The organism is Hoeflea sp. YIM 152468, assembly GCF_029210485.1.
GTDB lineage: Bacteria > Pseudomonadota > Alphaproteobacteria > Rhizobiales > Rhizobiaceae > Hoeflea.
The window spans coordinates 245,989-271,072 of sequence record NZ_JARGET010000029.1 but is presented as its reverse complement, the minus strand read 5'-3'; the positions used below and the strand labels follow the sequence as shown (position 1 = coordinate 271,072).

The window sequence follows — 25,084 nt, the reverse complement described above, 5'->3', positions numbered from 1 at the left end:
CCGGTGGCGATGGACAGCGCAACCGCATCTTAAGCCATGCCTGCGACAATAATCCAAACAGACAGTCCGGGATTTCGTTCATGACCACGATCGCGCTTGTCGGCACAGGTTTTGTCGCCGACTACTACATGACCACACTGGCCAATTATCCCGAACTGCGGCTGGCCGGAGTCTGGGATCGCGACGCTGGGCGGCTTGGCCAGTTCTGCCGTTTTCATGATGCGCGGGCTTACGGCTCACTTGAAGAGTGCCTTGATGATCCCGAGGTTTCCATCGTCGTCAATCTGACCTCTCCGGAAAGCCATTTTGCGCTCAACTGCAAGGCTTTGAACGCCGGAAAGCACGTCTACTGCGAAAAGCCGCTGGGCATGAGCTACGATGAAGCCAGTGAAGTCGTCGCGCTTGCCGAGCGAAAAGGCCTCACCATCTGTGGCGCACCGGCCAACGGGCTTTCCGACGCGCAAGCGCTGACAGCGGAGCTGATTGCCGGTGGCCGGATCGGCGCGCCGCGGCTGGCCTATGCCGAGATGGAAGACGGCCCGGTGTTCAAGGACAACTGGCCGACATGGCGCTCGCGTTCAGGCGCCAAATGGCCCGGAGTGCACGAGTTCGAAATCGGCTGCACGCTGGAGCACGCCGGCTACGGCCTGTCCTGGCTGGTGGCGTTGTTTGGCGCGGTCGAGAGCGGGCAGGCCTTCTCCGCATTGACCTTTCCCGACAAGGGCCCCGGCACCGGCGGGCTTGCGATGGCGCCGGATTTTTCGGTCGGGTGCCTGTCGTTCCGGTCGGGCGTGACGGCGCGGCTGACCTGCGGCCTTGCCGCACCGCGTGACCGGTCGCTGACCATCGTCGGCGACGAAGGCACGCTTGTCGTGCGCGATCTGTGGGATGACCGCTCGCCGGTGCATCTGAGCCGGTTCGAGGGCCGCCGGCCGTTGCTGCAACGTCTGGCCGGCAGGATCGAGCGCCGGCGCGGGCGGGTGTTGCCGCTCAGGCTGACCCATGGCCGCGCCGTTGCCTATCTGGCTCCGCCGAAGGCAGGCAAGCTTGCCTCGTTTCCATCACAGATCGATTTTGCGCGCGGCATAGCGGTCATGGCCGATGCCATCGCGGCCGGAGAGGCGCCGTTCTTCTCCGGCACGCGGGCCTTGCATCTGACCGAACTGGCATTGGCGCTCAATGCCGGTGTGGGGAGGTTCACACCGCGCTCTGTATTTTAGCGCGTTTCATCCTGCGACGGTGGCTGGCTGAGGATGGTCTCGATGATGCGGAGAGTGATCACGCTGTCGTCAAGGCTGTTGTCTGGTTGCCGGGTCATTCCCTGGCGAATGGCGTTGGATGCCGCTTCGATCTCAAACTGCAGGCCGGTGCCTGGAAAATCAAACCCGTGCCGGGTGGTGGCAGGCAATGGCAGGTGCCGGAACAGTTTGCGGCGGATCCGGGCCGGCAGCGCGTTGCCGCCTGGCTGGGCGAGATCCGCCAGACGGCGGCTGGGGTAAATCGCAAAGCCTTGCGCCTTGATGAACACAGGCCCGATCACCAGCACCCCCTTGTCGCCTTCGATCACCATGCGGTTTGCACCATTGCGGTCAAGGCTGCAGCCGATCCGGGCATCCGCGCCGGCAAACGCCATCCGCACCTCCGCGGACATGTCGACGCCTGACGGCGCGGCGCGCCAGCTTGCCGAGACCGAGTCGGGTTCGCCGAGAAAGTAACGTGCAAGCGAGATGGGGTAGACGCCCAGATCGTGGAGTGCGCCGCCGCCTTGGGATTTATCGAACAAGCGGCTGTGCGGGTTGAAATCCCGCTTCCAGGCGAGATCGGCCTCAAGCCGACGGACGGTGCCGATCGAACCGTCGCGCAGCGCGGCACGCGCGGCTTTGATTGCCGGCAGATAGCGGCTCCACATCGCCTCCATGACGAAGACGTTGGCGCTACGGGCAGCAGACTGAATTTCCACAGCCTGCGCCAGGCTGGCGGTCAGGGGTTTTTCCACCAGCACCGGGATGCCCGCAGCAATGCAATCGAGGCTCTGGCGGTGATGCGCCATGTTGGGCGTGGCGATATAGACCGCGTCGACAGCTTGTGCGGCAATCATCTCGCTCAGGGAGGCAAAGGCCGCGACACCGGGCTGCCGGCCGGCGAAGTTCTGCGCTCTCGATGGGTCGCGCGAGCAGACGGCGGCAAGCGAGGCGCCACGGGCCAATGGCATGTCGGACGCGAACTGCTTTGCGATGGCGCCGGTTCCGGCTATGCCCCAACGGATGATCTTCGGCTGTGTCATGCCTGGTTTATAGGCGCAGGCTGGTGAAGGCGGGGTAAAAATCAAACTGTGGGGCGGCAGCCGTGATTCGTCACCTGACCCGGCTCACCAGGGCAGTGCGGCGCCTTGATAGTCAAAGAAGCCACCGCTTTCGGCCGGAGTAAGCCGGTCGAGCACGTCAAGCAGAAGTGCTGCCGTGTCTTGTGGCTTTCGCACGGTCAGGCCTTTTTTGGCAAAGCCTGATGACAAGCTGGTCTCGACGGTTCCCGGGTGCAGCGCCACGCAGATTGCATCGGGGGATTTCCGAGTCAGTTCGATTGCGGCGCTGTGGACGAACTGATTGAGCGCGGCCTTGGAGGCACGATAGCTGTACCAGCCACCCAGGGCATTGTCGCCGATCGACCCGACTCTGGCCGACAGGGTGGCAAAGACCGCTTTGCCGTCTTTTGCCAGCAGCGGCAGGAAGTGTTTCATCACAAGCGCGGGGCCCATGGCGTTGACCGCAAAGGCGTGGGCCATATGTTCGGGGGTAATCGCGGCAAGGGTTTTTTCCGGTCTGAAGCCGGAGCCGTGCAGGAAGCCGGTGGCATTGAAGACGAGCCGAAGCTCGAGGTCCACTGCAGCGGCAGCTTTTGCCGCGCGGATGATGGTGTGTTCGTCCAGCAGATCGATGTCGGGATCTGACGCGCGCGAGTAGCCGATCACCCTGGCAAACACGCCAGATTGGGTCAGGGCTTGGGATAGCGCGGCGCCTATGCCGCCGGTGTCGCCAATAACGACTGCCAACCCGCCGCTCATCATGCTGTTCATGAAACTGCTCCGTTCACGCGCCCGGTCAGACTGTCTTGTTCATTTGGTGTGGCGGGCCATGACCATCATGTAATCGGCCATGAACATCTCCGGATCGGTGTCGACCATGACCAGATGGTCAGGTCTGCCATCAAAGCAACGGGCTCGGCTCTGCGTGCCGCCGGGCTGGAACAGGGTCTGGCCAATGGCCGGACCGTCGGTGACAACTGCCAGCGCCCCCTTTTGCAGACGGAAGGCACCGGGAACGGTCAACCAGGATAGCGCCATCACATCATGGGGTACACAGCCGCCGATCCCGAGATAGGACCGGTAGAACCGGGCGTAGAATTCGGCCATCTCAGCCAACGGTTCGCCCAGAAGCGGAGATTCCTTCGCCAGTGCCTGCATGTAATCGGGCGTAAACACCACCGGCATGGTGCAATCCAGCGGTGCCAGAACCAGCGGCCACTCGGCGGCCAGTACCTGGTCGGCAGCGTGCGGATCGTTCCAGAAATTGGCTTCGGCCACAGGTGTGACATTGCCCTTGCGATGCACCGCGCCACCCATGACGACAACGGCCTTCAGACGGGTGACGATTTCGGGGTCCCGTTCGAGCAGCCGGGCCAGATTTGTCAGCGGTCCGATCGCACAGAGCACGACCTCACCGGGAAAGCGTTTTGACGCCTCGATGATGTAGTCGACGGCGTCCAGCCCATGCTTGGCTCTGCTTGTGGCGGGAATGGATACGCCGCCAAAGCCGTTGGCGCCGTGCACCAGATAACCCGGTTCATTGGCCGGTATCAAAAGCGGCGCAGGCTCGCCTTCGGCGACATCCGCATCCGATCCCCAATGCTCAAGCAAGGCAAGCGCATTGCGGGTCGATTCATCCGTGCGGACGTTGCCGAATATGGTGGTCAGCGCCAGCACCTCGATGTCGGGATGGGCGATGGCATAGGCAATGGCCATGGCGTCGTCGATCCCGGGATCGGTGTCGATAATGATTTTGTGCTTCATGGATGGTCCCCGTACCTGACTGCGGCATGCAATGCCATGCGCAACGGTTCGCCGCAAGGCAATCAGTCGTCAAGGTAAGCCAGGTGCAAGTTTGTTCGTTCATTTCTGCTGTTGACCGGCGGCAAAGCGGGAGGCTTCCCGCTGTCGTGGGACGGACGTTACCTTGCCGGGTGACGTCCGTCAGCCGCTGGAGACTGCCTTGATACGAGCCGGTCTGATGACAGGGGAGGCAGGGTGACTTGCCCGCATGCGGCCATCCACCTGGTTTGAAGTTGCCGGCACGACTGCGCGCCTTGCCTGCAGGTAAAACATTGCCGGTGAGATAGGTTTCCATCAATGCAGCTTGGTACAGGCCGGTAATCGCAATGCAGAATCCGGGTGAGACTTCGACCTTTGCAGCGGTATTTGGGGTGGCAAGACTGATCGTCCCGAGCCTCGCCTATGGGAAAATAATAACCCCTGAATTTCGCCTGTATATTAATGTTATCTAAAGTTCGCAGTATTGTTAACCGTATCTTAAAGTGAATGCCCCAATTGTCATCCAAAAGGAGACAAACATGGGCCCTCTCAAGACATTTTTTGCCGTCAGCACTTCATTGATGATGATCTCGCCGGTGCTTGCCGAACCGATGAAGCCTGATGTGCATCAACTCATTACACCTTCAATTATTGAAGAGATGCGGAGCTGGATCGAGACCGACATCGTCAGAATTTCGATCGAAGCCCAGAATGCGCGCCTGCAGAAGTTGCCCCAGGACCAGATTGACGCCCTCGACAAGCAATGGGTGGCGGAACGCGAAAGCGACGACAAGCCGTTGATTGCTGCGACATTGTCCAACCCATTGTCGGTCTACCTGACACGGCTGCAAGGCAAGTCACTTGGTCTTTATGCCGAGATATTCGTGATGGATCAGAATGGGCTGAATGTCGGCCAGAGCTCGATCACCAGCGATTTCTGGCAAGGCGACGAAGCGAAGTTCCAGAAGACCTATGACGTCTCGGGCGAGGCCCTCTTCATCGATGAGCCGGAATGGGATGACGATTTCAAGATTTGGCGCGGGCAGGTCAGCTTCACGGTGACCGATGAGGCAACATCGATCGGGGCGGTGACAATGGAAGTCAACCTGACCGAATTGCAGCGCCGCGTCGCCGCAGGCGCGTGATCCGCCAGCACCACTCCATCAGGTAACGCACGGGTAAACCGAGGCGTCATCGTCAAGACCCAACAGGACATAAACCATGCTCAAGAACCTATCTGTCAGCACCAAGGGGTTCGCCGCCTTCGCGATCCTTGCTTTCATTGCAATTGGCGCCTCCGCTTTTATCTATGCACGGGCGGTGACTGCGACCGATCTCGTCGAGCATAGCCAGATCATGGGCGAATTGCTCGACGAAACAGCCGAATTGTCGGGCCAGGTCAATCAGGCAAACCTAGCCCTGAAGAATTTCCTGCTGACCGGTAACCGGGATTTCGTCAACGAATACACCAGCACCAGCGCCGGTATCGATGCCCAGGTAGCATCTCTGAAGGATCGCTATTCCGAGCATGCCGCCGATGAAGTCGCGATGCTGACCGACGCCACTTCGGTGATCGCTGAATGGCGCACTTCGGTAGTCGAGCGTCAGATCGGGCTGATGCGTGATCCCATGACGGTTGAACTGGCCCGGGTGCTGGAACTGACAGGCAGCGGCTCGAAGCTGCTGAGTGATTTTGATGTCAAGATCGGAACAGTCACAGCCAATGTCCGGGAGGCGGCTGCGGTCGCATCTGCAGACCAGATGTCGGCCTTGTCGGCGGTTGAGACAATCAGTCTGGCGGCATCCGTCATCGTCGCGCTTGTTGCCGCCTTGATGGGCTTTTTGAACTTCCAGTTGGTGTCCCGTCCGCTTGGACGTCTGGCCGATGTGACGGCAAGGCTCGCCAATGGCGAACTCGATGTGGCCATCGACAAGGGCGGCAAGGACGAGATTGGCCAGATGGCGGAAGCCATGCAGGTTTTCCGCGAGGCGGCGATCGCCAACCAGCAATTGCAGGCCGATGCCGAGCAGAACCGCAAGCAGGCAGAAGCCAACCGCATTGCCGATCAGGAGCGGGCCGAAGCCGACGCGGCTGAGCGCATGAAAATCGCCACCTCCGGGCTTGCGACGGGTCTCAAGCGACTGGCTGCGGGCGATCTCTCCTTCCAGCTCGACGAAACCTTCGCGCCGGACTTCGAACCGCTGCGTCATGACTTCAATCAGTCGATCCGTCAGTTGGGCGGAACCATGGCGTCCATCACCGACAGCGTATCGATGATGGAAACCGGAACCCGCGAAATTGCCAACGGCACTGATGACCTGTCCAAACGCACAGAGCGCCAGGCTGCAGCACTTGAAGAAACAGCGGCGGCTGTCGAGGAAATCACCTCCAACGTGGTCAGCTCCACCAAACGAACCGAAGAGGCGCGTGGCGTTGCCTCCCAGGCCAATTCCTCCGCGACTCAGTCGTCGGAAGTCGTCGGGCAGGCCGAAGATGCGATGCGCCGCATCGAAGAGAGCTCGAAGCAGATTTCCAACATCATCGGCGTGATTGATGAAATTGCATTCCAGACCAACCTGCTGGCGCTCAATGCGGGCGTCGAGGCAGCGCGGGCTGGGGAAGCCGGCAGGGGCTTCGCCGTTGTTGCCCAGGAGGTGCGCGAGCTGGCGCAGCGATCGGCCAATGCGGCAAAGGAAATCAAGGAGCTTATCGAGAACTCCTCGACCGAAGTTTCCAGCGGTGTCGACCTTGTCCGCAAAGCCAGCGAAGCGCTGCGCACAATCGGCGGCTTCATCACCGACATGAACCTGCACATGGATGCGATCGCGATTTCGGCGAAGGAACAATCCACTGGCCTGTCGGAAGTCAATCAGGCGGTCAATTCGATGGATCAGACCACCCAGCAGAATGCTGCGATGGTGGAGCAATCCAGTGCAGCCTCATCGGAACTGGCGAAGGAAGCAGCCAAGCTGCGCGACTTGATCTCGCAGTTCAAGATCGATGGTGCCGCAACCGCCCAATCGGCCGCCCTGCACGAAACCGCCCGAACCATGGCGCGGGCGGCTCAACCGGCGGCCCCGGCTGCAAAGACTGCCCGGCCGCAGATGCAGAGCCAGGGCAATGCCGCGGTTGCACAGGAATCCTGGGAAGAGTTCTAAGTCCGGCCAAGCGGACCGGGCTTCACTGACAATGGAGAGAACCCGCTTCGAAAGAAGCGGGTTTTTTCGGCCTCCATATCCGGTGTCTGCCGCACCGAGAGAAGCAGACATCAATTACGTTCCTGAAACTAGGAGTTGCCGGATAAGCGGCAGGCTTCAGCGGCAGTAAATATTGGCCAGGGTTCGCAACATTTCGAGAACCGGTTCGGAATTAATCGAGTAGTAGACAGACTGCGCTTCGCGGCGGGTCTTGACCAGTTGGCGTGTTCTCAGTTTGGCCAGATGCTGGGACAGTGCCGACTGGCTCAGATCCACTCTTTGTGCAAGCGTCCCCACCTGCATTTCGCCCTTGGCAAGGTTGCAAAGGATCATCATCCGCTTCTGATTGCCCATTGCCGCCAAAAGATCGGCAGCTTCTTCTGAATGGGATTCAAGATGTTGCGCATTAATCATGTCAAATATTCCATCGTCTTCCCGCGTTGCCACGGCCTCAATAAATAATCCAAATACTCAAAAACTCATGCAACATATTTCAACCATAAAACGGTCAATGTACACCCCTATTATTTGACAGCGTACGCGAGAGTTCGGCAAGCGTGGAACGAAGCTTCGATGCCTGCTCGAGGGGCGCGTCAAATTCGATGCGCAAGAGATCATCGCCATGGACAAGGTCCAGGCCCGCGCAATCAATCCCGCAAACCTTCCAGCCTGTCTTTTTCGATTTGCCCAAGCCCCGGGCATAGGCATCCACGGCGTCGGGATGGTCAGCATTCATGTGTGCAATTGCGCCCGGCTCGATATCGGCAACATCGGCGATGGCTGGCGACGTGATAAGAAGATCCGAGCGGTCCAGCACAAAGGCCCTGCCGAAGCCGCCGTTCAGGCTGCCGGACACCGGGGCCATCCGGAAAAATGCGAAGTCGGGGAAGTCAGCATACAGCGCAGCCTTGGGATGGCGCGCTATGAAGCGGGCCCGCAGCCTTGCATGGGCAGGATCATCGCGGGCAACGCGCTCGGCTCTGGTTCGTACTGTAATGCGGGGATGGGCCAGCGGGTCGCCCTTGCCGGGCTCACCGAAAAGCAGCGAGGCTCGCGCGTCGGCGAGCAGTGCGGTTGTGTGGGTTGAAAGTCCCGAGACCAGGATCAACGGGGTTCCGTCAACGTCGGTTCCGGTCAGAACCCGGCTGGCGAACGGAAAACCGGTCTCGGGCTCGAGCACACCGATGGCACCAAACCGCGCGCCACGGATGAGGCGCCGTGCAAGACGACGTGCCTCCTCATCGGTGTCGCGAATGGTCTTGACCTGTTCTTTCACCGCCCGGCCGCCCGCTATTTCGGCGCCATGCGGATCGCGCCGTCAAGCCGGATGGTTTCGCCATTGAGCATGACATTGTCGATGATGTGCATGGCGAGGCTGGCGTATTCTTCCGGCTGTCCCAACCGTGAAGGGAACGGCACCGAGGCGCCAAGGCTGTCCTGAACTTCCTGGGGCATGCCGAGCAACATCGGGGTGGCAAAAATACCCGGCGCGATGGTCATCACCCGGATGCCGAAGCGGGCGACTTCGCGGGCAATCGGCAGCGCCATGGCGTGAACGCCGCCCTTGGAAGCGGCATAGGCCGCCTGGCCAATCTGGCCGTCAAAGGCCGCGACCGAGGCGGTCGAAATCACGATGCCGCGTTCGCCGTCGGCAAGCGGGTCGAGCTTGGCTGCACGGTCGGAGAAAAGCCGCAGCATGTTGAAGCTGCCGATCAGATTGACCTCGATGACCTTGCGGAACAGGTCGAGATCATGCGGACCTTCACGGCCAACGACGCGGCCGGCTGGCGCAATGCCGGCGCAGTTGATCAGGATACGGGCTTCGCCATGGGCCTTTGCAGCTTCAGCAAGTGCGGCTTCGGCGGCTGCGGCGTTGGAGACGTCGCAGGCAATGGCCTTGCCACCGATTTCGGCGGCAATTTTTTCTGCCTGGTCGATATTGATATCGAGCAGCGAGACCTTTGCGCCGGCGGCTGCCAGTGCCCGTGCCGTTGCGGCGCCGAGGCCCGAACCCCCGCCGGTTACGATGGCGGCTTTGCCCTTAACTTCCATATTTCACACTCCTTGGCTGCAATCTGTTTGTAAGCACCGGTTTCAATCAGCGGTGGTGCCGCGTCAGGCCCCGGACAATATCGTCGGCAGTGATGGAACCTGTCACCACGCCCTTGTCAATCACGCCAATTGTCCCGTTTCGCTTGGTCAACGCATCCATCACGTCGGACAACGGCGTATCGGGTGTGACCGAAGCCGACAGCGGCGATTGGCCGCGCGATGCATCGGGTTTGCCGGGGGTCATGACATCGCGCGCCGTCAGCATGGCGATCGGGTTCATGTTGGCGACGAAATCGGCGACATATTCATTGGTCGGCGAATTGACGATTTCGCGCGGGGTGCCGCACTGGATGATGCGGCCGCCTTCCATGATGGCAATCCGGTTGCCGAGTTTCATGGCCTCATCAAGGTCATGGCTGACGAAGACAATGGTTTTGCCAAGCCGTGACTGGAGTTCAAGCAGCTCATCCTGCAGCCGGGTTCGGATCAAGGGGTCAAGCGCGGAGAACGGCTCGTCCATCAGCAGGATCGGTGCGCCGGTGGCGAAGGCGCGGGCCAGGCCGACCCGCTGTTGCATGCCGCCAGACAGTTCCGCAACCATCCGCTCCGACCAGTCGGACAGGCCGACAAGCGCCAGTTGTTCCTTCACCCGCTGGTCGCGTTCCTTCCGGGGAACGCCGGAAATTTCCAGGCCGAAGCCGACATTGTCGGCGACGGACCGCCAGGGCAGCAGGCCAAACTGCTGAAACACCATCGACACGGTGTCCATGCGCAGTTGCTTGAGCAGTCTGTCGTCGCAGGCTCCGACATCAAATGTCTCGTCACCGCATTCGACGATGAGTGTGCCGCGGCTGATCGGGTTGAGGCGGTTGACGGCGCGCAGAAGCGTGGATTTGCCTGACCCCGACAGTCCCATCAGCACCAGGATTTCGCCTTCATTGATATCGACTGTGCAATTGTGCACGCCGAGAACGTCGCCGGTCTCCTCCTGGATCTCGGTGCGTGACTTGCCGGCGTCGGCAAGCGCCAGGCTCTCGGCGGTGTTGTCGCCGAAGATGATGGAGACATTGTCAATGCGGACCGAGCCGCGATCAGCATCCAGACTCATGATGTGGCTCCGATGCGTACCCGGCAGATGCGGTCCAGAATGATGGCGAGAATGACAATGGCAATGCCGGCTTCAAGCCCGAGCGGAATGTTGACCGTGTTGAGTGCGCGCACCACTGGCTTGCCAAGCCCGTTTGCGCCGATCAGGGCGGCGATGACGACCATCGACAGTGACAGCATGATGCATTGGGTGAGACCCGCCATGATGGTTGGCAGGGCGGCGGGCAGTTCGACCTTTCGCAACAATTGCTGCGGCGAGGCGCCAAAGGCCATTCCGGCCTCGACCATTGGTCTTGGGACCGATGTGATGCCCAGATAGGTCAACCGGATCGGGGCCGGGGAGGCGAAGATGATCGTGACCAGCAGGCCTGGAGCAAGGCCGAGACCGAAAAGGATGAGCACCGGGATCAGATAGACGAAGGTCGGCATCGTCTGCATCAGATCGAGCACCGGTTGCACATAGGTGTAAAGCTTGGGCCGGTGCGCCAGCCAGATGCCGATCGGCACGCCGATGAGCATGGACATGAAGGCTGCCGAAATCACCAGCACGAGGGTTTCGACGGTTTCCTTCCAGAGTCCCTGATTGATGATGAACACCAGTCCGAGAACAATGCCGAGCGCCAGTTTCCAGGATTTCTGAATGCGCCAGCCGATCAGCGCAACCACCAGAACCAGGGCCAGCGACGGCAACCACAAAAGCCCGTCAATCATGCTGTCGAGCAGGAACTTGAGCGAGTCGGCGATGGAATCGAAAGCGAACTCGAAATTGTCGGTGAGGAAGTTGAAGAAGCTCTTGCCCCACTTTCCGACCGGAATTTTCCAGGCCGTGATGATGTCCGTGATGCCGTCCATGACTTGTCCCCCGACGCACAATTCGGTCCGGGGCGGCTTTGGCAGCCCCGGACCGTTGTGTCTTTATTACATGCCGAGCTTGGCAGCGACAGCCGCGGCAGCATCGCCGCCGTCGAAAGTTGTCACGCCTTCAAGCCAGGGCTTGACCGCATCCGGATTGGCCTTCAACCAGGCCAGACCTGCGGCGTCGGCGTCTTCACCCTTGAGGATGTCGTCCATGATCTTGTTTTCCATCGACAGCGTGAAGGACAGGTTCTTGATCAGGGTTCCTGCATTGGGGCACTCGTCGGTGAAGCCGGCGCGCACATTGGTGTGCACGGTGGCTGCGCCAAAGCCGGAATCGCCCATGCCATCAAGGTATGCGATCGACATCTCGCCCATGATCGGATGCGGGGTCCAGCCGAGAAATGCGATCCATTCCTCGTTCCGGATCGCCTTTTCCGCCTGCGACAGCATGCCGGCTTCCGAGCTTTCAACCAGCTCGAAGCCGTCCAGGCCATTGGCCGGATCTTCGATCATTTCCAGCACGATGCGGTTGCCGTCGTTGCCCGGTTCAATGCCGTAGATCTTGCCGTCGAACTTGTCCTTGAACTTGCCGATATCAGCAAGGCTCTTGACCCCGCCTTCCGCGGCATAGGTCGGCACGACCAGGCCGTAGCCGGCGCCATCAAGGTTCTTGGCAACGGTCTCAACCGAGCCGTCATCAAGGAAAGGCTGCACATCGGCGGCCATCGACGGCATCCAGTTGCCGAGGAAGACATCCATGTCCTTGTTCTTGAGTGACTGATAGGTGACCGGCACGCTGAGCACCTGCACCTCCTGCGTGTAGCCCAGGGCTTCAACCACGACACCGGTGACGGCTGTGGTGGCCTGAATGTCGGTCCAGCCGACATCGGCAAAGCGAATGGTCTTGCACGCTTCCGCGTCTGCTGCGTGGGTTGTTGCGGTTCCTGCGAGCAGAATGGCGGCAAATGTAAGAGTCAGTTTTTTTATCATAGTCGGTATCTCCCGTGTTCCGATCGAAGAAACAACCACCTCTGGGCAATGAACTCAACCCGCCATGCGTTCAAAATTCGGAGCGCAGGCCAAAACGGCTGTTGAAAGCAGCGGGGCAGGGGTGGAGTTTGGCACCGGCAGTTGGCAGTAAGGATCATACCGGCAGCCTGAAACGCCACGCTGGCGGTTGCGGCCTTGATCCGGGCTCGCGGGAACACCGGGCATTAAGGGGGTCACCTTGGCCAAGCTGTATTTCAGTTATTCGACAATGAATGCGGGCAAGTCGACGCTTTTGCTGCAGGCGTCGTACAATTACCGCGAACGCGGCATGCGCACGGTGCTGTTCATCGCCGCCTTCGATGATCGTGGCGGGGCGGGACGCGTTGCCTCGCGGATCGGACTGGATTGCGAGGCCCACACCTTCCGTCGCGAAGATGATTTGTTCTCGATTTTCGAAACGCTGCAAGCCGAAGGCGAAATCGCCTGCGCCTTCGTCGACGAGGCGCAGTTTCTCACCGAGGCTCAGGTGTGGCAATTGGCACGCGTCGCCGATCGTCTGTCAATTCCGGTGATGACCTATGGCTTGCGCACCGATTTTCGCGGACAGCTGTTTCCTGGTTCCCAGACCCTGCTCGCCATTGCCGATGAATTGCGGGAAGTTCGCACCATCTGCCATTGCGGACGCAAGGCGACCATGGTTGTGCGCATGGATGATCAGGGCGACGTCATCCGCGAAGGCGCTCAGGTCGAAGTCGGAGGCAACGAGAAATATGTGTCGTATTGTCGCCGTCACTGGGACGACGTGATGAGCCCGGGAGCGGCTGAATAGCGGGATCGATGTGCCCTGGCCGGGTTTGTTTTGACGAAGAGCGGCCAGTTGACACTTGCGCAGCGGTCGCAGCGAGATTGATCTCGCAGCAGTGCGCGTTATAACCATGCTTATCTGCAATTGCGAACGGAGTCATTTATGCGTATTTCCCTATCCATGCTGTTTGGGGCCGTTATTGCGGCGGCCGTTTCTGTTCCCACCGCAGCCCTTGCTGACGGCGATGCCGCCAAAGGCGCCAAGGTTTTCAAGAAATGCGCCGCCTGCCATACCGCAGTGGAAGCCAAGAACAAGGTTGGCCCGCATCTGGTGGATATCATCGACCGTCCGATCGCCTCGGTCGAAGGCTACAAATATTCAAAGGCGATGAGCGAATATGCTACCGAGGTTCCAACATGGACCGTCGAGGCGCTGGAAGCCTACCTGCGCAGCCCGAGAGGCGTGGTCAAGGGCACCAAGATGGCCTTCGCCGGGCTCAAGAAGGATGATGAAGTCGAGAATGTCATCGCGTATATGACAGACCCGGCCGCGGCCGAGTAAAGCCGGTCAACAATAATTCGCATTGAAAGGCTGTTCCTTCGAGAGCAGCCTTTTTTTTCGCCGTTATTGTACCTACCTGTTTCTGGCTTGAGGTTTGCGGCACGACTATCCGGTGCTAAAAGCATCTGAGGAATTTCTACTTACGATCAATAAGGGTCGCGCTGGTTTTTTGGCGCAGCACAATGGGGAAGCCGGGCATGGCGAATATCAAGAGTTTGGACGCGGAAATCGAAAAAACCCGATCCGTTGTCGAGGAAATGCGAACCAAGATCGAGGCTTCCGGGAGTGTGCTCGAGAAGCTGTCAGAAGCCGACGCGGAACTTGGCGATCCGCAATTCGACATCGAAAATGCCCGGATCCAGGATGTGCTGCGCCAGCAGCGGATGATGGAAACCAACATCGCCGATCTGATCATCGGGCTGGAAGATGCGACCAATGTTTTCGGAGCCGAATTCGAAAGCATGAAGGGGTTTTCCGGTATGGAAAGCTTCGTGGCGATTTTTTCCAAGGGGCGGGCGCAGCGCATGCGCAGCGATCGCGTCCGCAACATGTCGTTGTCGGGCAACCTTCAGGAACTGCTGAAGAAATCCGACACCATCACCAGCATCCTGAAAGACCAGAAGGACATTCTCGACAGCCGCTACAAGACTTCCGAGGCCAGCCTGATCAAGGTCATCGAGCGCCGCAAGGTGACGATGGCCAATCTCGAGGCCACGCAACAGCGGATCGTCGAGCTCAATCCGCAGCTGATGGACATCGAAAATCAAATTGCGGCGTCCACCGACCAGAAAACCCGCACCGACCTTGAGAGCGACCGCTCCAAGCTTGCCACCGAATACAATGAACGGCAGGCCAAAGAACAGGAGCTGCTGGCCGAGAGCCAGACGCTCGAGCGCTACACCTCGATGTTCCAGACATTTGTGGATTCGCTCAACAATCAGATCGCGGCACAGAACACGCTGATCAACAAGCTGACCATCGATACCGAACAGCGCATCGTTCTTTACAAGGCGCTTGAAGACTCGCTGAAAACCGCGGCGCAGCAGGATGTCGCCCACAAGATCAACACGCTTGGCAGCCGCGTCGATACCGCGGCAGAAGAAACCATGGCCGGCATTGGCGCCGCAGCGCAGACCCATATCGGCGACCTTCTGGAAATGCACGAGAAGAACATGTTGTCGACCAAGGACATCCAGCGCCGCAAGCAACTGGCCGACGATGCCTTCGCCCGGCGCTTCTCCGAGGTGCTGGAGAAGCACAATTCCGCCAACTACGTGCAACCCTGAGCCCGGCATGGTGACGCGGGGGGATTGTCATGCGCGCTGACACCGGCGCGGCCGGAGCCTATTTCAGGTCGATGCATGCGGCCTTGAAAGGCTTGCGTGTCTACCTGGCCGACGCCAATTCACCGCTCTACGCCCATGGCCTGATCGGACAGGTGATCATTCCCTATGTCGACCGGCTGGAAGCAACGTTTTCGGCCTGGGAAAACCGCGTCGGCTTTCTCGACCGGTTCAGGATCAGCCGGGCGGACAGCGGCTTTCCGATGTTTCAGAATGTGCTGACGCTGGAAAATGACCGGGCGAGTGCGGACGAGCGGTTGGCGGCGATCGCCGATGTCGAGACGCTGAAGGCGGAGATGGCCGACTTCATCCTGCGCCACAAGCAGTTTCCCAGCGCGTTGCAGGCGCAAATTGCCGAGCGGCTCTATCTGGAAGACATTGGCAAGGACGCGGTGTTTGCCCCCTTCATTCTGCCCGAAACGATCCGCGTTTCCGTCAATCCGAAGAACGGCCGGCCATTCTATGTGGTTCACTGGGGTGTTTTTGACGGCAGCCAGACGCTGCCCATGGTCTATATGGCAACGATCGAGGATTCGAGCGAAGCCATTGCCAAGATGCTGGTGGGACCAGATCGCAAGCTCAAGCCGGATCTGGAAATCCCGCTGCCGGTCGGCGGCCTGCTCAACCCCGAATTCGCCCGCGGCTTTGATGTGTTCGCGGAAAAGAACGGCGCCTATTCGCTGTCGCCCGCCACAATTGCCCAGAACATGGATGCTGATTTCGAACATCTGCACCCCAAGCAATTGCGGCGTTTCGTGCTCGGCCCGTTCTACTCGTCCGGCGTGACCGACAACAGTGACCGGATCTCGACCATCCTGTCGAAGGTCCGCAAGGACGAGAACGCCTGGCTTCTGACCTGGACCCTGCAGGAAGTCTTTTCCAAGGCGGAAAGCCCGGCCAGGCGGGGGCTGTGGAATTCGGTGCCGGCGCGGGATGTGTATCATATCGAAACCGACGATCTGGAAGCGGCACGACAGGGCGTCAGCGCCTATCAGAAGCACGCGCTGGTGCCGCACGACGCCTATCAGGCGCTTTATGCATCCGGCGAGGCCGAGAGCATCTTCTCGGGCTTTACGGTGCATGTGGTGTCGGGCAATCAAGTCATCAGCGAGGTCTAAGCGCATGAGCCAGTCGACGGGATTGACGACGATTTCCGAGGAAGACATCGCCCGGCATCAGGCGGTGGCGCAGTCGATGGTGAGCCGCGTTGTGGTGATGGTGGCGCAGGAAGGCGGTTCCACGACGCCGCTGGCCGGCACCAACCGGCGGTTTGTTTCCACGGTCTCAACCCGGGGCATGCGCCAGACGCGTGAGGTTGAGCTGGGCCAGACCATCCAGGCTGTCCGCGCCAATGACCCGATGCTGTCGATCCCGCAGCACACGCTGTTGTTTCGCACCCGCCGCGGAATTTCGGTGGCGCTCGCGGTGGCGGAAATGTTTGCCCGGCAGACAGATCTGGAAAGCCTGCAATCCCGCAATGCCGGCGCTCCGTTGCAGGGCGTGGAGGCCGAACGGTTCAAGCGCCTGCTTTCGGCTTCGGCCTATGTGGCGGCGTTCACGCTTGCGGCCTATATCCTGCAGACGGTTGATGGCGAAAGTGAACCGGCCAACGACACCAAGGAGCCGGATTTTCAGTTTGATACGCCGCAGGATGCGCTCAAGTCGATCATCGCAGCGCTTGATCAGGCGATTGCCGGAGCGCCGGACGAGATCGCGATGATTTCCCGGGCGCGGGCCCTGGCGCGCGAGGCGATCGAAGGGCTGATCAGCCGGCGCGGCCGGTTTGACGCGCTGAGCGCCTTTGCCCAGTCACATCTGCGGCTCGAGAGCGACAATTTCACCCTCGATGGTTTCGATGTGGCGCCGGGGCAGCGCCGCAAGCCGCTGGTGATGAGCTTCAAGAAGCCGGGCGAGATCATCGGCAACCATCTGGCCAAGCACCAGGCGATGCGGTTGTCGCGCATGGTGATGGCCTATGATTTCGACCGGCAGCTCAATCCGTTTGTCGAACTCGGCGGCTTCCTGTTCACCTTCATCGGCGACGGTGCGCCGGGAACCGGCAAGACCATCCTGATCCAGATGCTGGCGGGCCTGATCAATGAGTATTGCGAGATTGCGGGCTACCCGTTCCACTACGAGAATTTCGGCGTCGACCAGATTTCGTCCTATCAGGGCAAATCGGGCCAGAACTGCAAAGCCTTCGTCGACAATGTGCTCAACCCGCGGGCCATCGGTTTCGGCACCATTGACGACATCGATCAGGTTGCCGCCAAGCGCTCGGATGACCGGGCATCGGCCGGACAGCAGGAAGTTACCGCCGTGCTGATGGAGAGTTTCGCCGGCGCCTCCACGGTGGTGCGCGGCAATTGCAGCTTCGGCATGTTTTCCAACTATCCCGAAAATGTCGACGATGCGCTGAGGCAACGCGCCGGTGCCCGCTGGCTGGTCGATGGGCCGCAATCGCTGGATGATTACATCGATATCTTTGCGTTGCTGGCGGGCAAGAACCATTCGATCCCGCTGGGGCAGCATGATCTGTTTGCCAGCCAGGAAATCAAGCAGGCGGTGGCGCGATCCTATGACGGGCATGACCGGCCGCAGGAAGAGGGGTTGCTTTCGGTCTGGGAGCGGTTCGAGAAAGAGCACGGCAAGGTTAAAACCATTGCGGACATCGGCGCCTATCTGCACCGGATCAAGCTGGCCGAGCCGCGCTTTACCGGCCGGGCGATCAAGAACATCACCGACGCCATCAAGATGCGGGCCATGGATATCGACCTTCCCGACGCGTGGTTCGAGACCCCCGAAGCGTTCATGCACAAGCCCTATGACGACAAGATCGCGATGATCTCGGAGCTGCGCAAACCGTTCACGATTGAAATGGTGCTGCAGGAAATCAACCGTTACGCCGATTCCGAATTCCGCTACACCGACCGCTCGGATGCATCCGCTGTGGACGACATCATCCGGCGTGAACGGCAACGCGAGCGGGCCATCCGCGACATCGAGACCCTGAAGCGGGACGGGCGCTGGCAGCCATGAAGCGACTTGTCGACAATGAGCTGATTTTCGGCCGGCTGCTTGCGATTGATCAGCCGCACCTCATCGCGCGCTACAACAAGGCGCTGAAGGCTTTCGGGCTGCCGCAAACCGCGCGCGCCGCATTTCGTATCGACATGACCGGGTTCTCGCCTGAAATTGCCGAAGATCTTGGTGATATCCAGTATCTCGACCCCAATGGCGTCAATCGCCGCTTTGTCATCCTGACGCCGGAACAGGAAAACCTGCCGGTGGTCCACACCCAGTTTTCCAACACCGCCGGACTGATGCACGAATTCTTCGACGGAAATCGCCGCGCGGTGCATGCAGTGACGATCAAGGACGCGCTGTTTGGCGAGATCGAAGACCCGATCGAGGTGGTCACCGGCGTCGAGGATCTGCTGTCGATCGACGAGGTCCGTTTCCGGGTGATGTCGGCGGAAAACATGCTCGGAAAAGCGGCCGAACTGCGCGCCCTGATTGATCGGCTCCAGACCTCGAAAAACGGCTGGCGTGACGATGATCTGCTCAACCGCATGGTCGAGCTGTCGCGCGAGACCGGCGACATCAGACAAAATGCTCTGGTGCCGGACAAGCTGGTGTTTTCGCAAAAGTCCTATTGGGCCAATCATTTCGGCGGGGTGTTCATTTTCCGCGACGAGCGCACCACCACGGTGATCTGTGACAGTCATGCGCCGGGGTTCAAACGGTCGCGTCCGTGGGAAGTCAGCTATATCGACATCGCTGACAGAACCCGGATTTTTGACTATCTGTCGAAATCGGGACGGCTGCAATTGCCGCGGGCGTCGTGGGTGGAGCCGTCCGGGTTCTTCGCCCATCGCGCCGAAATGGCGGTGGACGATCTCATTCGCCGGGTTGATCCTGCCGTCGACCTTGCCGGGACCGACAGGGTGTGGCTGCAAACCTGGATGCACCGCAATGCGGCGCTGATTGCCGAGGAAGGTGTGTATCCGTTCCTGCAGGAAGCCATGCGGGAAGTGGCCTCCACCGGTCAAATCAAGATGAGCGAGATCCGGGCCGACCGGCGGTTGCTGCTGTGCCGGGCGGTTCCCGACCATCCGGACCAATGGCTCATCAACCGGCTGCTGGCGCGGCTGGCGCCATTCGATTTTCTGAGCCGCTTTGTCTTTGACAAGCAGGGCTTCTATACAGCCTATGAAGACTATTCCGAAAGCTACCGGGCTCATGTTGTGGATGTACTCGGGACCACCTATCTCAATAACAAGGCGGCGCTGAGGTCGCGATTGTATGGACTGGAAGGATACCAAGACGATGCTTGACCCGGTGATTGCTTTTTTCGAGCGCATCTTCAATGCCATCGGCAGGGGCGTCGGCATGGTGATGGCGGTCGTGCTTTGGCCGTTCGTCACCGTCGCGGGCTGGTATCGGCGCCGCGGCTTCATCCTCAAGGCCATCGTCGGCGGCATCGTTCTGATTTTTCTCGGGCTCTACGGCTATTTTTTCTGGCAGACCCAGGCCTGGTCAGGGTTCGATCCGGAATATCCGGGCAAGCGCGAAATGTTTGCAGCGACTCCGGGAGCCAAGCTCGCCGATGACACCTGCGCGCCATCGGCGATGGTGTCGGTGACCTCGGATCTGATCGATTTCAACGTCAACCAGAATGCCTGGATTTCCTCGATGATCCTCTACAAGGTCGGGTTGTTCGGCGTTGATTGGGATCATACGCCGTTTTTTGACAACAAGGCGGCGTTTCAACGCGGTGTGAACCAGGCGATCCGCCGGACCACGGTCGAGTTTGTCGATACGCTTGGCCGGGTGCGCGGCACCAGTCAGGTCGATGGCGACCTGCAGGATGCGCGCGGCGCCATGCAGTTTGACGAATACACCTGGTATCTTGGCGTAAGCCCGTTCGGGCCGAAAACACCGACGCCATCGTTTTATCGCTCGGCCATCGACGATCTGCAGGCGTTCAACACGCGTCTGGCCGGGTGCGACGCCGTCTATGATGCGCGCACGGACAATCTTGTCCAGTTTATCGACCGCATCGCATCGGATGTCGGATCGACGTCCGCCATTCTTCGGGATCGCTCGGAGCACTACAATTCCGGCTGGTTTGACACCCGGGCTGACGACAGGTTCTGGTTTTCCTATGGTCAGCTCTACGGCTATTACGGAATTCTCAAGGCCACACGGGAGGATTTCCGCGACGTGGTTGCACAACGCAATCTGAGCCAGCTTTGGGACGATATGGACATGCAATTGTCGGCGGCGCTGAAGATACAGCCGATGGTGATTTCCAACGGCAATGAGAGCGGCTGGATCATGCCGACGCATTTGGCCACCATGGGCTTCTACGTGCTCAGGTTCCGCTCAAATCTGGTGGAGATCCGCGCTATCCTGGATCGGTGACGTCGTCGCGCCGGAAAGGATTGTCTGTGCCGGCTGCGCCAATCAGGCGGGTGTGGCCGGCGCGCGCTGTCGGGAAAGCCGGTGTTTTCGGCGCTCGCGCGGCGCGCGATTTCAGCAGATGATATGCAACCGGAACGCCTTGGCGACCAGCTGGGTTCGGTTCACGCAATCAAGCTTGCGCATGGCGCTGTTCAAATAGGCGTTAACAGTGTGGTCAGACAGCGAGACTATGGCCCCGATTTCGGCCGAGGTCTTGCCGTTGGCTACCCAGTGCAAGACCTCGAGTTCGCGGGGGGTGAGGCTGTTCCCGCTGGTTTGGGTGGTGTTGCCCTTGAGGCCGGAGTATTTGTCGTAGACGTGCATGACATATATTCCGAGCTCTCCCATCTCCGTATGGTCAAGGTTGGGGCGGTCGCCAAGGAACCCCACTGCCGCGCGTTCACCGGCTGCGCTGTGGACGGGAAAGTAAACGCCGATGGTCAAGGAATGGCGGGCGAAGAGCTCAAGGGCAAGGTCGGCTTCAGGCGACGGCCTTCCGATGTTGATGGTGTCAGGTGTCCAGGACACCGGAATGGTGGAGCGGCGAAGCGAGTCGAATGCCGGTGAACTCTTCACCAGGCCAATGGCGTCATAGGTTTCCATGAAACCGGCCGGCAGGTCTGACAGCACGATGCGTGGCTGCAATTGGGTGTCGGCAACCGCGGGAATATCGACAACCAGGAAGGCTTTGAAGTCGAAGAAACCCGCAAGATCGCGCAGAAACCCGGCCAGCGCGATTTCACTGTCGATCGTGCCTAGACTGGCAAGAAGGGCTTCGTGACGTTTGATCAATTGCTAACCACCGTTCAATTTGAACCTGAAAATTTATACTGTCAGGCCAAACGGTATCAGGATCCGGGAACCATAGCAGAAATCAATCGCGGAAAATGCAACCGTCTGAAAAAAGTCCGGCGGCGCTGATCTAGACCGGCAATTTATCCGTGTTCTTGACTTCTTCCATGACAGGATAGGTATGTGTCTCGCGAACGCCCGGAAGAGACAGGATGACATCCGAGAGAAACGCCCGGTAGGATTCCATGCCTTCGACCCGCGCCTTGACGAGATAATCAAAGCCGCCGGCCACCATGTGGCACTCCATCACATCATCGGACCTGCGAACGGCTTCTGAAAATGCTTCAAATACATCCGGTGTCGTGCGGTCGAGTTTTACCTCGACGAAAACCAGCATGCCGCGATGAAGCTTCTCGGGAGAGAGCTTGGCCATATAGCCCTGTATGTAGCCGTCCCGGCCCAGGCGCTTGAGGCGTTCGGCCGTCGCGGTCGGCGACAGGCTGATTGTGTCGGCCAGCTCAAGATTGGTCAGCCGCCCATTGTCCTGTATGGCGCGCAAGATCTTGCGGTCTATGCGGTCGATTTCCTTCATCAATTCCCCTAAATTTGCACATAATCCAGTTTTTTACGCTATCTGATCTCCAATATATGGTGAGATTTTCCAAAAAATACAAGATATGAATGTGGCATTCACGGGAGATGTTAATGTCAACTGCAACCAAGCAAGTGTTCACCGCCTTTCACGCCGCACACGCGCCAGACGACGACCGCCTGATTGGGGAGTTCAGCGCAAAGCTCGATTTCAGCCCGACCCAGAACAGGGCGATTGATGCACGTGCGACGAAATTGATCAAGGCGATCCGTTCCGACTCGGGCCAGATGGGCGGGGTCGAGGATTTCTTGCGCGAATATGGCCTGTCGACCCGTGAGGGGTTGGCGTTGATGGTTCTGGCGGAGGCATTGCTGCGGGTTCCCGATGCGCTGACCCAGGACCGGTTGATCGAGGACAAGCTCAAGGAAGGCGGCTGGAGCGACCATGAGGCACAGGGCGACACCTGGTTCGTGTCGGCCTCGGCCTGGGCGCTGGCGATGTCGGCGCGGGTGATCAAGCCCGGCGAAACGCCTGAAGGCGTGATGCGCGGGCTGGTCAAGCGCATGGGCATGCCGACAGTGCGGACCGCAACACGCCAGGCGATGCGGTTTCTCGGGCATCATTTCGTGCTCGGCGAAACCATCGAGGATGCGCTGGGGCGGGCGGCCAAGAATGAAGCGCGGGGCTTCCGCCATTCCTACGACATGCTGGGGGAGGGCGCACGCACCCGGGCCGACGCCAAACGCTACTTCAAATCCTATGCCGACGCCATTGCCGCCATCGGCAAGTCCGCCAACAAGGTGTCGGCCGGCCGCAAGCTGCCCGACCGTCCGGGAATCTCGGTGAAACTCTCGGCGCTTCATCCGCGCTACCTCGCCACGCACCGCGCGCAAGTGCTTGAAGAGCTGGTTCCTGACGTGATCAAGCTGGCGCAGATGGCGAAGTCTCATGATCTCAATTTCACCATCGATGCCGAAGAGGTGGATCGGCTGGAACTGTCACTCGATGTGATCGACCAGACATTCGCCGATCCGTCCCTTGCCGGATGGGATGGTTTCGGACTGGCCATTCAGGCCTATCAGAAGCGGGCACCGCAGGTGATCGAGCACATTGCCGGCCTGTGCCGCAAACATGATCGCCGGATGATGGTGCGGCTGGTCAAGGGCGCCTATTGGGATACGGAAATCAAGCGCGCGCAGGAGCGCGGTCTTGCAGGATATGCGGTGTTTACCCGCAAGGCGGCGACCGATCTGTCCTATCTCGCCTGTGCCGGTCAGTTGCTTGGTCTGCGCGACGTGATCTATCCGCAGTTTGCCACCCACAATGCGCTGACGGTCGCCACCATTGTCGAGATGGCCGAGGACCGCAGCGGCTTCGAGTTCCAGCGCCTGCATGGGATGGGCGAGGTGGTGTATGACAGCCTCTCCCAAAGCAACGACCGGGTGCCGTGCCGGATCTACGCTCCTGTTGGCGGCTATCGCGATTTGCTGGCCTATCTGGTCCGCCGTCTTCTGGAGAATGGCGCCAATTCCTCCTTTGTCGCTGTGGCTGGCGACAAGTCCATTCCGGTGGAAGCGCTGCTCGAGCGGCCCGATGTCAAGCTTGGACTTGGCAAAGGTCAATCCGCGCGCAACAGCCAGATCCCGCTGCCGCTGGCGATCTATCCGGACCGCCCCAATTCGCGGGGGCTGGAATTTGGCGACCGTTTGCAGCTCGCTTCCCTGGTTGCGGGCATGGAGCGGTCAGCCGGAACGGTCAAAGCCGGTCCGCTTGCGCCGGGGCTGAAAGGCGGCGCGGTGCAGGACGTGCGCTCCCCTTCCGATCCGGCCAGAGTGGTCGGCACCGTGCAATTTGCCGATCCGAAGGATGTCGACAAGGCGGTCGGCATTGCCATGCAGGGATTCAAGAGCTGGTCGCGCTCCGATCCCGGACAGCGGGCGGCAGCGCTGGACCGGGCGGCGGATCTGCTCGAGGACCGGCGCGATCACTTCATGGCGCTGTTGTCGGCCGAAGCCGGCAAGACACTGGATGACGGCATTGCCGAAATCCGCGAGGCGGTGGATTTCCTGCGCTATTACGCGGCGCGGTCGCGCGACATGTTCAGTCAGATGGAACCGATGCCGGGACCGACCGGCGAGGACAACCGGCTGGGCTGGCGCGCGCGCGGCGTGTTCGTCTGCATCTCGCCGTGGAATTTCCCGCTGGCGATTTTCCTGGGCCAGATCACCGCAGGTCTGGCTGCGGGCAATGCGGTGATCGCCAAGCCGGCGGAACAGACGCCGCTGGTGGCGCATGAGGCGATCGGGCTGTTGCATGAGGCTGGTGTGCCCAAGGATGTGCTTCTGTGCCTGCCGGGTGCAGGTGATGTCGGCGCCGCGCTGACTTCGCACCCGCGCATCGGCGGCGTGGCGTTTACCGGCTCGACCGAGACGGCCCGGGCGATCAATCGGACGCTGGCCGCCAAGGACGGTCCGATCGTGCCGTTCATTGCCGAGACCGGCGGACTCAACGCGATGATCGTCGACGCCACGGCGCTGACCGAACAGGTGGCTGACGATGTGGTGATGTCGGCGTTCCGCTCCGCCGGTCAGCGCTGCTCGGCACTCAGGCTGCTGTTCGTGCAGGACGATGTTGCCGATCAGATGATCGAGATGATTGAGGGCGCCGCGCGTGAGTTGAACCTCGGCGATCCGTCGAAAGCCTCGACTGACATCGGCCCGGTGATCGACGAAGCGCAGCGCCAGATGCTGGCGGATCACATCGCCACGATGTCAAAGACCCAGAAGCTGGTCTATGCCGGGGATGTCCCGAATGAGGGGCTGTTCTTTGCGCCGCACATTGTCGAACTCAGGGATGCGGCTGCGCTTGACCGGGAAATCTTCGGTCCGGTTCTGCATGTGGTGCGCTACAAGGCGAAGAAACTGGACGCCGTGCTGGACGCCATCGACGCCACCGGCTTCGGACTGACGCTGGGGGTGCACACCCGGATCGAAGCCACCGTGCGCAAGGTGATCGACCGCCTCGACACCGGCAATGTCTACGTCAACCGCAACATCATCGGGGCGGTTGTCGGCACGCAGCCCTTTGGCGGCTCGGGGCTTTCAGGCACCGGCTTCAAGGCCGGCGGCCCGCATTACCTGATGCGCTTTGCGGTCGAGCAGGCGGTCTCGGTCAACACCGCGGCAGCCGGCGGCAATGCCGGGCTGATCGCGATGGGAGATGGCTAGCCAGGGCGG

General features: G+C 60.2%; 22 protein-coding genes. 11 read left to right on the top strand and 11 right to left on the bottom strand.

The window, feature by feature from the left end:
• The first annotated feature begins 80 nt into the window (after positions 1-80).
• Entirely contained in the window at positions 81-1,220 is a 1,140-nt protein-coding gene (locus PZ897_RS16400) for a Gfo/Idh/MocA family oxidoreductase (protein ID WP_275753589.1), read from the top strand.
• Here the strand turns inward: PZ897_RS16400 and PZ897_RS16395 are convergent.
• The 3 genes from PZ897_RS16395 to PZ897_RS16385 form a co-directional block, all read right to left on the bottom strand.
• Positions 1,217-2,284, bottom strand: a complete 1,068-nt coding sequence (locus tag PZ897_RS16395) for a Gfo/Idh/MocA family oxidoreductase (protein WP_275753588.1) — start codon at positions 2,282-2,284, stop codon at positions 1,217-1,219. The genes PZ897_RS16400 and PZ897_RS16395 overlap by 4 nt on opposite strands.
• Before the next feature lie 84 nt (positions 2,285-2,368).
• Entirely contained in the window at positions 2,369-3,073 is a 705-nt protein-coding gene (locus PZ897_RS16390) for an SDR family NAD(P)-dependent oxidoreductase (protein ID WP_275753587.1), read from the bottom strand.
• Positions 3,074-3,112: 39 nt separating this feature from the next.
• Entirely contained in the window at positions 3,113-4,066 is a 954-nt protein-coding gene (locus tag PZ897_RS16385; RefSeq protein ID WP_275753586.1) for a nucleoside hydrolase, read from the bottom strand.
• A 557-nt stretch (positions 4,067-4,623) separates the two neighbouring features.
• On the opposite strand from PZ897_RS16385, the gene PZ897_RS16380 reads away from it, so the two are divergent.
• Together PZ897_RS16380 and PZ897_RS16375 are read left to right on the top strand one after the other, a co-directional pair.
• A complete protein-coding gene (locus PZ897_RS16380; RefSeq protein WP_275753585.1) occupies positions 4,624-5,229 on the top strand; it encodes a hypothetical protein in 606 nt (201 codons plus the stop codon).
• Positions 5,230-5,305: 76 nt separating this feature from the next.
• Positions 5,306-7,243 carry a methyl-accepting chemotaxis protein gene (locus tag PZ897_RS16375; protein WP_275753584.1) on the top strand — a complete coding sequence of 646 codons (1,938 nt, stop codon included), beginning with the start codon at positions 5,306-5,308 and terminating at the stop codon, positions 7,241-7,243.
• A 156-nt stretch (positions 7,244-7,399) separates the two neighbouring features.
• Here PZ897_RS16375 and PZ897_RS16370 read toward each other — a convergent pair whose 3' ends face one another.
• From PZ897_RS16370 to choX, 6 genes are all read right to left on the bottom strand, one after another.
• The gene (locus PZ897_RS16370; protein WP_275753583.1) at positions 7,400-7,696 is read right to left on the bottom strand and encodes a metalloregulator ArsR/SmtB family transcription factor; all 297 of its coding nucleotides are present in this window, start codon (positions 7,694-7,696) and stop codon (positions 7,400-7,402) included.
• 94 nt (positions 7,697-7,790) lie between these two features.
• Positions 7,791-8,558 carry a DUF2470 domain-containing protein gene (locus PZ897_RS16365; protein WP_275753582.1) on the bottom strand — a complete coding sequence of 256 codons (768 nt, stop codon included), beginning with the start codon at positions 8,556-8,558 and terminating at the stop codon, positions 7,791-7,793.
• Positions 8,559-8,572: 14 nt separating this feature from the next.
• Positions 8,573-9,334, bottom strand: coding sequence for an SDR family NAD(P)-dependent oxidoreductase (locus tag PZ897_RS16360; RefSeq protein WP_275753581.1), 762 nt, complete (start codon positions 9,332-9,334; stop codon positions 8,573-8,575).
• 46 nt (positions 9,335-9,380) lie between these two features.
• Positions 9,381-10,442: a choline ABC transporter ATP-binding protein gene (gene choV / locus PZ897_RS16355; RefSeq protein WP_275753580.1), complete on the bottom strand. Its 1,062-nt coding sequence runs from the start codon at positions 10,440-10,442 to the stop codon at positions 9,381-9,383.
• The gene (gene choW / locus PZ897_RS16350) at positions 10,439-11,293 is read right to left on the bottom strand and encodes a choline ABC transporter permease subunit (RefSeq protein ID WP_275753579.1); all 855 of its coding nucleotides are present in this window, start codon (positions 11,291-11,293) and stop codon (positions 10,439-10,441) included. The genes choV and choW overlap by 4 nt, the downstream gene beginning before the upstream one ends.
• Positions 11,294-11,359: 66 nt before the next feature.
• A complete protein-coding gene (choX, locus tag PZ897_RS16345) occupies positions 11,360-12,289 on the bottom strand; it encodes a choline ABC transporter substrate-binding protein (protein WP_275753578.1) in 930 nt (309 codons plus the stop codon).
• A 238-nt stretch (positions 12,290-12,527) separates the two neighbouring features.
• Between choX and PZ897_RS16340 the strand changes: the two genes are divergently transcribed.
• From PZ897_RS16340 to PZ897_RS16310, 7 genes are all read left to right on the top strand, one after another.
• Positions 12,528-13,118, top strand: coding sequence for a thymidine kinase (locus PZ897_RS16340; protein WP_275753577.1), 591 nt, complete (start codon positions 12,528-12,530; stop codon positions 13,116-13,118).
• Positions 13,119-13,256: 138 nt separating this feature from the next.
• The gene (locus PZ897_RS16335) at positions 13,257-13,655 is read left to right on the top strand and encodes a cytochrome c family protein (RefSeq protein WP_275753576.1); all 399 of its coding nucleotides are present in this window, start codon (positions 13,257-13,259) and stop codon (positions 13,653-13,655) included.
• Between the two features lie 197 nt (positions 13,656-13,852).
• Positions 13,853-14,941 carry a hypothetical protein gene (locus PZ897_RS16330; RefSeq protein WP_275753575.1) on the top strand — a complete coding sequence of 363 codons (1,089 nt, stop codon included), beginning with the start codon at positions 13,853-13,855 and terminating at the stop codon, positions 14,939-14,941.
• Between the two features lie 29 nt (positions 14,942-14,970).
• A complete protein-coding gene (locus PZ897_RS16325) occupies positions 14,971-16,116 on the top strand; it encodes a hypothetical protein (RefSeq protein WP_275753574.1) in 1,146 nt (381 codons plus the stop codon).
• 4 nt (positions 16,117-16,120) lie between these two features.
• Positions 16,121-18,037: an AAA family ATPase gene (locus PZ897_RS16320; RefSeq protein WP_275753573.1), complete on the top strand. Its 1,917-nt coding sequence runs from the start codon at positions 16,121-16,123 to the stop codon at positions 18,035-18,037.
• Positions 18,034-19,335 carry a DUF6638 family protein gene (locus PZ897_RS16315; protein WP_275753572.1) on the top strand — a complete coding sequence of 434 codons (1,302 nt, stop codon included), beginning with the start codon at positions 18,034-18,036 and terminating at the stop codon, positions 19,333-19,335. The genes PZ897_RS16320 and PZ897_RS16315 overlap by 4 nt, the downstream gene beginning before the upstream one ends.
• Positions 19,328-20,425, top strand: coding sequence for a DUF2333 family protein (locus PZ897_RS16310; protein WP_275753673.1), 1,098 nt, complete (start codon positions 19,328-19,330; stop codon positions 20,423-20,425). Before PZ897_RS16315 ends, PZ897_RS16310 begins: the two co-directional genes overlap by 8 nt.
• A gap of 111 nt (positions 20,426-20,536) precedes the next feature.
• Here the strand turns inward: PZ897_RS16310 and PZ897_RS16305 are convergent, their stop codons facing one another.
• Together PZ897_RS16305 and PZ897_RS16300 are read right to left on the bottom strand one after the other, a co-directional pair.
• Entirely contained in the window at positions 20,537-21,256 is a 720-nt protein-coding gene (locus tag PZ897_RS16305; RefSeq protein ID WP_275753571.1) for a LuxR family transcriptional regulator, read from the bottom strand.
• 130 nt (positions 21,257-21,386) lie between these two features.
• Entirely contained in the window at positions 21,387-21,848 is a 462-nt protein-coding gene (locus PZ897_RS16300) for an Lrp/AsnC ligand binding domain-containing protein (protein WP_275753570.1), read from the bottom strand.
• Between the two features lie 113 nt (positions 21,849-21,961).
• On the opposite strand from PZ897_RS16300, the gene putA reads away from it, so the two are divergent.
• Positions 21,962-25,075: a bifunctional proline dehydrogenase/L-glutamate gamma-semialdehyde dehydrogenase PutA gene (putA, locus tag PZ897_RS16295; protein ID WP_275753569.1), complete on the top strand. Its 3,114-nt coding sequence runs from the start codon at positions 21,962-21,964 to the stop codon at positions 25,073-25,075.
• Positions 25,076-25,084: the final 9 nt, after the last annotated feature.

Excerpts from the sequence above, each read along its gene's own strand:
- PZ897_RS16400 (WP_275753589.1), top strand. The coding sequence starts at position 81 with ATGACCACGATCGCGCTTGTCGGCACAGGTTTTGTCGCCGACTACTAC.
- PZ897_RS16395 (WP_275753588.1), bottom strand. The coding sequence starts at position 2,284 with ATGACACAGCCGAAGATCATCCGTTGGGGCATAGCCGGAACCGGCGCC.
- PZ897_RS16390 (WP_275753587.1), bottom strand. The coding sequence starts at position 3,073 with ATGAACAGCATGATGAGCGGCGGGTTGGCAGTCGTTATTGGCGACACC.
- PZ897_RS16385 (WP_275753586.1), bottom strand. The coding sequence starts at position 4,066 with ATGAAGCACAAAATCATTATCGACACCGATCCCGGGATCGACGACGCC.
- PZ897_RS16380 (WP_275753585.1), top strand. The coding sequence starts at position 4,624 with ATGGGCCCTCTCAAGACATTTTTTGCCGTCAGCACTTCATTGATGATG.
- PZ897_RS16375 (WP_275753584.1), top strand. The coding sequence starts at position 5,306 with ATGCTCAAGAACCTATCTGTCAGCACCAAGGGGTTCGCCGCCTTCGCG.
- PZ897_RS16370 (WP_275753583.1), bottom strand. The coding sequence starts at position 7,696 with ATGATTAATGCGCAACATCTTGAATCCCATTCAGAAGAAGCTGCCGAT.
- PZ897_RS16360 (WP_275753581.1), bottom strand. The coding sequence starts at position 9,334 with ATGGAAGTTAAGGGCAAAGCCGCCATCGTAACCGGCGGGGGTTCGGGC.
- choV (WP_275753580.1), bottom strand. The coding sequence starts at position 10,442 with ATGAGTCTGGATGCTGATCGCGGCTCGGTCCGCATTGACAATGTCTCC.
- choW (WP_275753579.1), bottom strand. The coding sequence starts at position 11,293 with ATGGACGGCATCACGGACATCATCACGGCCTGGAAAATTCCGGTCGGA.
- choX (WP_275753578.1), bottom strand. The coding sequence starts at position 12,289 with ATGATAAAAAAACTGACTCTTACATTTGCCGCCATTCTGCTCGCAGGA.
- PZ897_RS16335 (WP_275753576.1), top strand. The coding sequence starts at position 13,257 with ATGCGTATTTCCCTATCCATGCTGTTTGGGGCCGTTATTGCGGCGGCC.
- PZ897_RS16330 (WP_275753575.1), top strand. The coding sequence starts at position 13,853 with ATGGCGAATATCAAGAGTTTGGACGCGGAAATCGAAAAAACCCGATCC.
- PZ897_RS16325 (WP_275753574.1), top strand. The coding sequence starts at position 14,971 with ATGCGCGCTGACACCGGCGCGGCCGGAGCCTATTTCAGGTCGATGCAT.
- PZ897_RS16320 (WP_275753573.1), top strand. The coding sequence starts at position 16,121 with ATGAGCCAGTCGACGGGATTGACGACGATTTCCGAGGAAGACATCGCC.
- PZ897_RS16315 (WP_275753572.1), top strand. The coding sequence starts at position 18,034 with ATGAAGCGACTTGTCGACAATGAGCTGATTTTCGGCCGGCTGCTTGCG.
- PZ897_RS16310 (WP_275753673.1), top strand. The coding sequence starts at position 19,328 with ATGCTTGACCCGGTGATTGCTTTTTTCGAGCGCATCTTCAATGCCATC.
- PZ897_RS16300 (WP_275753570.1), bottom strand. The coding sequence starts at position 21,848 with ATGAAGGAAATCGACCGCATAGACCGCAAGATCTTGCGCGCCATACAG.
- putA (WP_275753569.1), top strand. The coding sequence starts at position 21,962 with ATGTCAACTGCAACCAAGCAAGTGTTCACCGCCTTTCACGCCGCACAC.